This window comes from Streptomyces sp. NPDC051576 (assembly GCF_040681835.1).
Lineage (GTDB): Bacteria > Actinomycetota > Actinomycetes > Streptomycetales > Streptomycetaceae > Streptomyces.
Map to the genome: position 1 here is coordinate 499706 of NZ_JBFAZO010000004.1, position 8612 is coordinate 508317.

General features: G+C 73.1%; 6 protein-coding genes. 4 read left to right on the top strand and 2 right to left on the bottom strand.

What is annotated here, in order from left to right:
* The first annotated feature begins 32 nt into the window (after positions 1 to 32).
* Positions 33 to 2606, top strand: coding sequence for a helicase-associated domain-containing protein (locus AB0M63_RS15950; protein ID WP_366019769.1), 2574 nt, complete (start codon positions 33 to 35; stop codon positions 2604 to 2606).
* A gap of 27 nt (positions 2607 to 2633) precedes the next feature.
* On the opposite strand, the gene AB0M63_RS15955 is transcribed toward AB0M63_RS15950, so the two are convergent.
* Positions 2634 to 3164, bottom strand: coding sequence for a hypothetical protein (locus AB0M63_RS15955; RefSeq protein ID WP_366019770.1), 531 nt, complete (start codon positions 3162 to 3164; stop codon positions 2634 to 2636).
* A gap of 172 nt (positions 3165 to 3336) precedes the next feature.
* Between AB0M63_RS15955 and AB0M63_RS15960 the strand changes: the two genes are divergently transcribed.
* A complete protein-coding gene (locus tag AB0M63_RS15960) occupies positions 3337 to 4980 on the top strand; it encodes a DNA repair helicase XPB (RefSeq protein ID WP_355906068.1) in 1644 nt (547 codons plus the stop codon).
* A gap of 15 nt (positions 4981 to 4995) precedes the next feature.
* Here AB0M63_RS15960 and AB0M63_RS15965 read toward each other — a convergent pair whose 3' ends face one another.
* Entirely contained in the window at positions 4996 to 5178 is a 183-nt protein-coding gene (locus tag AB0M63_RS15965) for a hypothetical protein (RefSeq protein WP_366019772.1), read from the bottom strand.
* Between the two features lie 269 nt (positions 5179 to 5447).
* Between AB0M63_RS15965 and AB0M63_RS15970 the strand changes: the two genes are divergently transcribed.
* Both AB0M63_RS15970 and AB0M63_RS15975 read left to right on the top strand, forming a co-directional pair.
* A complete protein-coding gene (locus AB0M63_RS15970; protein WP_366019773.1) occupies positions 5448 to 7511 on the top strand; it encodes a UvrD-helicase domain-containing protein in 2064 nt (687 codons plus the stop codon).
* A gap of 658 nt (positions 7512 to 8169) precedes the next feature.
* On the top strand, positions 8170 to 8589 hold the full coding sequence (locus AB0M63_RS15975; RefSeq protein ID WP_366019774.1) for a hypothetical protein: 420 nt from the start codon (positions 8170 to 8172) through the stop codon (positions 8587 to 8589).
* The last annotated feature ends 23 nt before the right edge of the window (positions 8590 to 8612 follow it).

The window sequence follows — 8612 nt, forward strand, 5'->3', positions numbered from 1 at the left end:
CGCCGTCACAGCCACCCGCTACCGTGGGTCGGATGAGCACCCCGGCCACGCCGCCCCGTTCGCTCGCGGAGGCACTGAGAACCAGGGACGACGCGTCCCTGGCCGCGCTGCTGCGCGGCCGCCCCGACCTGATCACGCCCGTGCCCACCGACCTCACCCAGCTCGCGACCCGGGCCGGTACGCGCGCCTCGGTCGTGCGGGCGCTGGAGCGGCTGGACCGTTTCACGCTGCAGACGGCGGAGGCCCTGGCGGTGGCGGCGGACCCGGCGCCGTACGACGAGCTGCTCGGGCTGATGGCCGGTGACGCGCGCGACCCGGCCGTGGTGAACGCGCTGCCGCGCGCCGTCGCGGCGCTGCGCGAGCAGGCACTGGTGTGGGGCGCGGACGACCGGCTGCGGCTGGTGCGGACGGCACGTGAGCTGCTGGCGCCGTCGCCGCAGCATCCGTCGCCGACCGGCCTCGGTCCTACGGTCGCGGAGGCCACGGCGGGCATGTCGCCGGGCCGGATCCAGGAGATCGTGACGACCGCGGGCCTGCCCTCCACCCACGACCCGGTGTCCGCGGTGGCCTCGCTGACCAAGCTGTTCACGGCCCGGCGGCGGATGAAGGCGCTGCTGGCCGGTGCCCCCGCGGAGTCCCTGGAGGTGCTGACCCGGCTGGTCTGGGGGCCGCCGTACGGCCAGGTGACCGCCGACCCGGCGGCCCATCTGCGCTGGCTCATCGACCGGGGGCTGCTGCTGCCGACGGCGCCCGGCACGGTCGTACTCCCTCGTGAGGTGGCCCTGCACCTGCGGGCCGGGCGGGCGCACCGCGCGACGGAGCCGGTGGCGCCGCCGGTCGAGGCGAGGGCGACACACCGTCCACAGGTTGTGGACGAGGCGGCGGCCGGGCAGGCGTACACCGCGCTCGCGACGGTCGAGGAGCTGCTGAAGGACTGGGACGAGGGCGGACCCGCTGTGCTGCGGGCCGGCGGCCTGAGCGTCCGCGACCTGAAGCGGACCGCGGTCGCGCTGGACGTGGCGGAGCCGGTCGCCGCGTTCTGGGTCGAACTCGCCTACGCGGCGGGCCTGTTGGCCTCCGACGGCGAGGCGGACGAGCGGTACGCGGCGACCCCGGCCTACGACGAGTGGCTGGAGCAGCCCCCCGCGCAGCGCTGGGCGCGGCTCGCGGAGACCTGGCTCACGGCGACCCGGACGTCGGGGCTGGTGGGCGGGCGGGACGCGAAGGAGAGAACGTTGTCGGCGCTGGGCCCCGGCCTGGACCGCTCGGCCGCGCCCGAGGTACGGCACCGGGTGCTCGGCCTGCTCGCCGCGCTGCCCGAGGGCACCTCGCCGTCCGCCGAGTCGGTGCTGGCGCGGCTGCGCTGGGAGCGGCCGTTGCGGGGGCCGGGCGGTGCCCAGCGCGGTGCGCAGGAGGGCACGCAGGGGGACGACGACCTGCGCAGCCGCCTGGCCCGGTGGACGCTGAACGAGGCGGAGATGCTGGGGGTGACGGGGCGAGGTGCCCTGTCGGGGCAGGGTCGGGCGTTGCTCGGCACCCGGGGTGCGGCCATCGCCCCCGCCGCCGATCCCGCGACTCCCTCCTCCGGCCCCGGCGACAAACTCCCCGTCCACCACCACCGCCCGCCCGCTGCCCCCGAGCCCCTCTCCCCCGCCGAACAGGCCGTGGCGAGTGCAGCCGCCGCCCGGCTGCTGACGCCCCTGCTGCCCGAACCGCTGGACCACGTCCTGCTCCAGGCGGACCTGACGGCGGTGGCGCCCGGCCCGCTGAACCGGCCGTTGGCGGACATGCTGGACGTGCTGGCGGACGTGGAGTCGAAGGGCGGTGCGACCGTCTACCGCTTCACACCGGGCTCGGTACGCCGCGCCCTGGACGCGGGCCGCTCGGCCTCCGACCTGCACGACTTCCTCACCGCGCACTCCCGTACGCCGGTCCCGCAGCCCCTCGCCTACCTGATCGACGACGTGGCCCGCAGACACGGCCATCTGCGGATCGGTGCCGCCTCGGCCTACGTCCGCTGCGACGACGACGCGGTGCTCAGCGAGATCCTCGCGGACAAGCGGTCGGCGGGCCTGCGGCTGCGCCGCCTCGCACCGACCGTGCTGGCGGCCCAGGCCGACCCGGCGGCGCTCCTCGACGGCCTGCGCGCGATGGGCTTCGCCCCGGCCGCCGAGTCCGCGGACGGCGATGTCGTCATCACCCGGGCCCACTCCCACCGCACCCCGCCCCGCACGGCCCCCGACCCGGTACCGGACGGCCCGCCGACCCCGGACACGACCCTCCTGTCGGCGGCGATCCGCGCGATCCGGGCGGGCGACCGAGCCTCGACCACCCCCCTGAAGCCCTCCTCGGCCCCACCCGGCGAACTCCCCCGCACCACCCCCGCGGAGACCCTTGCCACCATGCAGGCCGCCGTCCTCACCGGCGGCACCCTGTGGATCGGCTACGTCAACGCGGAGGGCTCCGCCAGCCAGCGCGTCATCGCCCCCATCCGCGTGGAGGGCGGCTTCGTGACGGCGTACGACCACACGGCGGACGAGGTACGGACGTATCCGTTGCACCGGGTCACGGGGGTGGCGGAGTTGGCGGAGGACGGGGAGGGCTGAGCGGCGTTCCCCGGTTCGCGTCGGCTCTCAGCAGTCCCGCACCCGGGCGTTCGCCGGGAGGGCGAAGTGGGTGCGGGCCGCGGACCGCAAGGGGGCGGCGTCCAGGGAGTCGGCGGTGGACGGTTCCGCGGTGCGACTGAAGTGGGCGTTCAGCCAGTCCCCGTAGCCCTCGCCGTCCGGGGGTTCCTCGCGGGAGGTGACGTGGTACGTGCCGTCGGTGTCCCGTTCCAGGCGGACGACCTGCGGGATCGCGGCGCCGGAGCACTCCACCAGGGCGCCCTCGCGGGTGCCGTACTGCACGCACAGGGTGTTCACGCCCGCGCGGACGAGGCCGTCGTGCTCGTCGAGGTCAAGGGCCTCGGCCCGGCAGAACCAGCGCGCGCCCCGGTACGGGTACCCCGTGCCCGCCGAGTCCGCCACCAGCCGGGCCTCGATCACCGGCCGCACCTCGCCCCACAGCCGCGCGTCGACGTCCGTCGCCGGCCACGCCACCCACGACCCCGTCGCCACCAGCACCCCCGTGGCTCCCAGACCGGTCGCCCACCTGCGTGCCGACATCACCCCACGCTCCTCCCCGAACCACGCGTGCGCGCGGCTCCCGCCGGTCAAGACAGCCGTCGGGGGCCCGGGGTTGCACAGGGAGCGCGTCGGGTGTGAGCCGCGCCCCACCGTGAACAGGGGGCGGTAAGGCACACTGGACGTTTGGCCCGTGCCGAAGGGACGTACGTACGTGAACGGTCCGCTGATCGTCCAGTCCGACAAGACCCTGCTCCTTGAGGTCGATCACGAGCGCGCCGACGACTGCCGTCGCGCCATCGCGCCGTTCGCCGAGCTGGAGCGGGCGCCCGAGCACATCCACACGTACCGGGTGACCCCGCTGGGGCTGTGGAACGCGCGGGCCGCCGGGCACGACGCCGAGCAGGTCGTGGACGCGCTGGTGGAGTACAGCCGGTATCCCGTGCCGCACGCGCTGCTGGTGGACATCGCCGAGACCATGGACCGCTACGGCCGGCTCACCCTCTCCAAGCACCCCGCGCACGGCCTCGTCCTCACCACCACCGACCGGCCCGTGCTGGAGGAGATCCTGCGGTCGAAGCGGATCGCCCCGCTCGTCGGCAGCCGGCTCGACCCCGACACCGTGGCCGTGCACCCCTCCGAGCGCGGCCAGATCAAGCAGGTGCTGCTGAAGCTGGGCTGGCCGGCCGAGGACCTCGCCGGGTACGTCGACGGCGAGGCGCACGCGATCGAGCTGGACGAGAACGGCTGGGCGCTGCGGCCGTACCAGAAGCAGGCCGTGGAGAACTTCTGGCACGGCGGGAGCGGTGTGGTCGTACTGCCCTGTGGGGCGGGGAAGACCCTGGTCGGCGCCGGAGCCATGGCGCAGGCCAAGTCGACCACGCTCATCCTCGTCACCAACACCGTCTCCGCCCGGCAGTGGAAGCACGAGCTGATCAAGCGGACCTCCCTGACCGAGGAGGAGATCGGCGAGTACAGCGGGACCCGGAAGGAGATCCGGCCCGTCACCATCGCCACCTACCAGGTGCTGACCACGAGGCGGAAGGGCGTCTACCCGCACCTGGAACTCTTCGACTCCCGCGACTGGGGGCTCATCCTCTACGACGAGGTGCACCTGCTGCCCGCGCCCGTCTTCAAGTTCACCGCCGACCTCCAGGCCCGGCGGCGGCTGGGGCTCACCGCCACCCTCGTGCGCGAGGACGGGCGGGAGTCGGACGTGTTCTCCCTCATCGGGCCGAAGCGGTTCGACGCGCCCTGGAAGGAGATCGAGGCGCAGGGCTACATCGCGCCCGCCGACTGTGTCGAGGTGCGCGTCAATCTCACGGACTCCGAGCGGCTCGCCTACGCCACCGCCGAGACCGAGGAGAAGTACCGCTTCTGCGCGACCACCGCCACCAAGCGGAAGGTCACGGAGGCGATCGTGCGGCGCTTCGCCGGTCAGCAGATCCTGGTCATCGGGCAGTACATCGACCAACTCGACGAACTGGGCGAGCACTTGAACGCCCCGGTGATCAAGGGCGAGACCTCCAACGCCCAGCGGGAGAAGCTCTTCGGCGCCTTCCGGGAGGGCGAGATCAGCGTCCTCGTCGTGTCCAAGGTCGCCAACTTCTCCATCGACCTGCCGGAGGCCACGGTCGCCGTCCAGGTGTCGGGTACCTTCGGCTCGCGTCAGGAGGAGGCTCAGCGTCTTGGACGGGTGCTCCGACCGAAGGCCGACGGCCACCAGGCCCACTTCTACTCCGTCGTCGCCCGGGACACGATCGACCAGGACTTCGCGGCCCACCGCCAACGCTTCCTGGCGGAACAGGGGTACGCGTACCGGATCATGGACGCGGACGAACTCCTCGCGGAGAGCTGAGCAGGACGCGGAGGGTCACTTACGGAGGACGCCCGCTTCCTCTCCGTACTCACCGAGGACGACCACGCTGAACGCGGCGCCCGCGAACACTTTTATGGCGCGCAGGGCATTGCCGAGGCGATGGGGGTGGCTGCCGCCGGTGGCCGGTGTGGCACCGGACGGGCGGACGGGGGCGGGGTGGATGGTTGCTGCGCTCATGACTCCATGGTGCGTCTTGGGACATAAGGGCGGCATCGGTCCAGAGGCCCAACCTGCGGCCCGTCCGCGTACGCCTCCGGGCGGACCCGGTCCACCCAGGGGTAGAGGGGTCGTCCCCTAGGGGACGAAAAACGATTGGCCCTCGCCAGGGCCACCTCACTAGAATCTCCGCTCTTGCCCGCCTCCCCGCAGGGAGTGCCGCCGCCCGGACGGAAACCGGACGGCACCCACCCAGCAGCCGCACCAGCAGGCCCTCCGGAGGCACCCCCTTGTCCACGCCCGCCACCGACCCCGGCGCAGCCCGACTCGACGACCCCCTCGCCCGCGAGCGCTCCCACCTCGCCTCCTCCCGTTCCGCGCTCCGCGCCATGCGCGAGGACGTCGAGTCGCTCGACATCAAGGACGTCACCGCGAACTGGGTCAACGCCGAGGTCCTCGCCCGCCAGATCGACGACCGCATCAAGGCGTTGGCCGACCTCAGCGACACCCCGCTCTTCTTCGGCCGCCTCAACTACCTGCACGCGCCGGGCGCCGAGCAGGCGGAGGGCGCGGCGGGGGAGCAGTTCTACATCGGGCGTCGGCATGTGCACGACGGCGACGGCGACCCGATGGTCATCGACTGGCGCGCGCCGGTCTCGCAGCCGTTCTACCGGGCGTCCAAGAAGGACCCGTTGGACATCTCGCTGCGCCGCCGCTTCGGTTACACGGGCGGCGACCTCACGGCGTACGAGGACGAGCACCTGATGGACCCGGCCGAGGCGGCCGCCACCAGCAAGCTGCTGCAACAGGAGATCGAGCGGCCCCGCGTCGGCCCGATGCGCGACATCGTCGCCACCATCCAGCCCGAGCAGGACGAGATCGTCCGCAGCGGGCTGGGCGGGACGGTGTGCGTGCAGGGCGGTCCGGGGACCGGGAAGACGGCCGTCGGCCTGCACAGGGTGGCGTATCTCCTCTATGCGCACCGCGAGCGGCTCGCCCGCACCGGCACCCTCGTCATCGGGCCGAACAAGTCCTTCCTCCACTACATCGAGCAAGTCCTGCCCGCGTTGGGCGAGTTGACGGTCCGCCAGGGCACGGTGGACGACCTGGTCGCACACGTCGAGGTGCGGGGCGCGGACGAGGCACCGGCCGCCGTCATCAAGGGCGACGCGCGGATGGCCGAGGTCCTTCGGCGGGCCCTCTACTCGCACGTGACGATGCCGACCGAGCCGGTGATGGTGGTGCGCGGCTCACGCCGCTGGCGGGTCCCGGCGTACGAACTGGAAGCCATCGTGCGGGAGTTGCTCGACCGAGACATCCGCTACGGCGCCGCCCGCGAGGCCCTTCCGCAGCGTGTCGCGCATGCCGTGCTGGTCCAGATGGAGCGGTCCGGGGAGGCGCCGGACGACCGGGTGCAGGACGCGGTGGCGCGCAACGCGGCGGTGAAGGCGGCCGTCAAGGGGGTCTGGCCGCCGGTCGAACCGGCGAAACTCGTGCTGCGGCTGCTCACGGACGCGGACTTCCTCTCTGCTCATGCGGACGGGATCCTCGACGAGGACGAGCAGAAGACGATCCTCTGGGCGAAGCCGGTGCGGAGCGTGAAGGCGGCGAAGTGGTCGGCGGCGGACGCCGTGTTGATCGACGAGGCGACGGATCTCGTCCAGCGGACGCATTCGCTGGGCCATGTGGTGCTCGACGAGGCGCAGGACTTGTCCCCCATGCAGTACCGCGCGGTCGGCCGCCGCTGCACCACCGGTTCCGCGACCGTCCTCGGCGACCTGGCGCAGGGCACCACGCCCTGGGCGACGCGGAGTTGGGACGAGGCGCTGGCGCACCTCGGCAAGTCGGACGGCGTGATCGAGGAGCTGACGGCAGGTTTCCGCGTACCGACCGACGTCATCACGTACGCCTCCCGGCTCCTCCCCGACATCGCCCCCGGGCTCACCCCCGTCGCCTCGGTCCGTGAGAACCCCGGCTTCTTCGACCTCCGCCCGGTCACCGACACCGCCGAAGTGGTCGCCGCCTGCGAGGAGTTGCTGCGCAACGAGGGCTCGACGGGCCTGATCGCCACAGACGCCCGCATCCCGGCCCTCGCGGAGGCCCTCACGGCGGCGGGCATCGGCTACCTCGCCCCCGGCGAGGAGACCACCGCCGACACCCGCCTGACCCTGGTCCCCGCCTCCCTCGCGAAGGGCCTGGAGTACGACTACGTGGTCCTCGACGAACCCCGGGCAGTGGTCGACGGCGAACCGGACGAACGCACGGGGCTGCGCCGCCTGTACGTGTCCCTGACCCGAGCGGTGTCAGGCCTGATCGTGACGCACGCGGCACCGCTGCCGACCCAACTCGCGTAGTCGGGGGGATTTCACAGCAGCGCGTTCGGGAGGGCGGAGAACCCTCACATCCGGGCCGCCCCGCCGCAGCCGTACCCAGCGATTGCGGCAGCCGGGCACCGAACCCGCCCAGCGGTACGGCACCTGATCGCGTCGCAGGCGACAGCACCGCTGCCGAGCCAACTCACCTAGCCGGGTGGGAACTTCAGCGAGCGTCCGGGAGACCCCCGCATCCTGGTCGTCCCGAAGCCGGGCGCCGGACCCGCCCAGCAGTGCCGGGCCTGATCGTGACGCACGCGGTACCACTGCCGCCCAATTCGCCCAGCTGGGCCGGGACTTCAGCTGAGCGGCTCAAGACGCAGCGGTTGTGGTCGGGCGATCGGCCTGTTCGGTGAGCGGCGGTCTCCGTTGGCGGCAGGGGCAGGGCTGCCTGTCGGCGACGGGAGTGGCGCGCCTGACGACCCAGCCGGCACGGCAGCCGCGTTCCGCCACCAACGCCCCGGAACCCGCGCTCCCTTGAGGAGCGTGCGCGGCGCGCACGGAAGAACAAAGGGCGCCGCCACACGCTCTTCTCACCCCGGTGCGCCCGCTCGAAATTGTTCGGTCGCTACGGGTGTGGTCCTCGGCGGGCCGACAGTAGGGGGTCCATCGCACGGAACGCGGGGGAACTGGGGGAATCATGATGGACCCGATCACATCGACCACAGCCACGGCTCTGGTGGGGGCCATGGCCACGGACGCCTGGCAGCAGGCGCGGGCGGCCGTGGTCGCCTGGTGTCGGCGGAGCCGGCCGGAGTCGGCGGAGCTGGTGGGCACGGCGTTCACGGAGTCCCGCGAGCGGGTGCTCACGGCGCGCGGGGCGCGGGACGAGCGCGGGGAGGCGCTCGTGGTGGCGGACTGGCAGCTGCGGCTGGCCGCGCTGCTGCGAGAGGACCGGGTGCTGGCGGAGGGGCTGCGCCGGTTGCTCGACGAGGAGATAGCCCCGCTGCTGGCCGAGCGGACGAACACCCGCCCCGCGACACAGGAGTTCAGGGCCGAGGCCTCCGGCCACGGGCGGGTGTACCAGTCCGGCCGCGACCAGAAGATCGTCGAGTCATGAGCACGCGCGACGGACACCGCGCC